The sequence below is a fragment of the Liquorilactobacillus ghanensis DSM 18630 genome (genome assembly GCF_001435235.1).
Classification (GTDB): Bacteria; Bacillota; Bacilli; order Lactobacillales; family Lactobacillaceae; genus Liquorilactobacillus; species Liquorilactobacillus ghanensis.
On the sequence record NZ_AZGB01000023.1, the window covers coordinates 1 to 1,454 of the forward strand.

Genomic DNA, 1,454 nt, shown 5'->3' on the forward strand with positions numbered 1-1,454 from the left:
GTAAGCACCTAATAATCGACCGTTCAAAAAAATGACCAATTGATCTCATTTGAAATCAGTTGGTCATTTTGCTACAGCTATTTTTGCTGGAATCGCTAATTTGTTTTCATCTTGCCAATTCCACGGCAAATAGTCTTCCAGTTCTTCTGCTTTCACAAATACTGGCAGTTTTGATATTTTTTCTATTATATCTTGTAAATATTTAAAGGGAGTTAAGCCGTTTGCTTTGGCACTTTCAATCAAAGACATCCAAATCGCATTAGCTTCAGCTCCTTTCGGGCTGGTACTGAAAAGCCAATTCTTTCGGCCAATTACATAGCTTTTCATATTTCGTTCTGAAGCGTTATTGCTTAAATCTATTTCGCCAAAATTTAGAATTTGATTTAAAGCTTTCCGCTGATTTTGAGCGTAAATCAAAGCTTTGCCTAAACGTGATTTTGGTAATGCTTCAGCTTGATCACACCATTGCCAAAAACTATCAACCAATGGTTTTAAACTTTTTGAGCGACGATCAAGTCGCTCACTGCTTGATAATTTTAACCATTGTTTTTCCAAACGAAACATTTCATTTAAGATCGCCAGTGGGCGAGTTTCTTTAAAATGTCCAAGCACTTTATTGGCATCATCATAAAATTTTCGCCGAACATGTGCCCAACAACCTACACGCGTAATTGAATCAGTTAAAAGATTGTAACCGGTGTAGCCATCGCATTGAAGAATACCAGTAAAATTCTGGTAGATCTTTTGGGCAAATTTTCCTGACCGAGTATCGCCATAAACATAATAAACAATTGGCTTGTCTGAACGACTGATACTTCGGATGACCCAGATATAAGATTTACTGCGTGCTGGTTTGTTGGGCTCTCGCAAAACTTCATAAGGTGTTTCATCACCTTGAAGGAATCGTTGCTCAATTAGTTTTTGATGCAACAGATCATACAAAGGTTTTACGATTGCCGCACATTTGATTACCCAGTTGGCAATTGTAGTTTCACTGAGTAAAACACCAGCACGCTGCCATTCCTTTAGTTGTCGATAAATAGGAGTTCCCAATACATATTTTTGATTAAGGATCTCCGCCACTAGTGAAGGAGTGGCAATACTATGTGCGATTAACGCCTGTGGCGTTTTTCCGTGGTAAAGATGACTGCAGCCATCTAATTTTTCACAGTCAACACATTTGTAAGTTTTCTCGTTAATGATTTCAACAAACAATTTGCTTGGAATCTTATGAATGACCTTTCTCACAAAGTGTTTCCCAATGGGAACCAGTTGATGACCGCGTTCGCAATGTTCATCTTTTAGTTTAATGATTGTCTCTTCAACAGGCAAATCTTCAGAAATAATCTCACTTCGTGTCCGACGACGTCTTTTGACTAGTACAGCTGTTTGATTTTTACTTATTTCTTCGCTTTGATTTCCAGTTTGCTCTGGATCGGTAAAAGAATTATCAA

1 protein-coding gene is annotated in these 1,454 nt (G+C 37.8%); it reads right to left on the reverse strand.

The features are described from left to right. Positions 1-63: 63 nt before the first annotated feature. Positions 64-1,454: IS66 family transposase (gene tnpC, locus FC89_RS09760; protein WP_083485467.1), on the reverse strand; the 1,391-nt coding region annotated here is incomplete at its 5' end.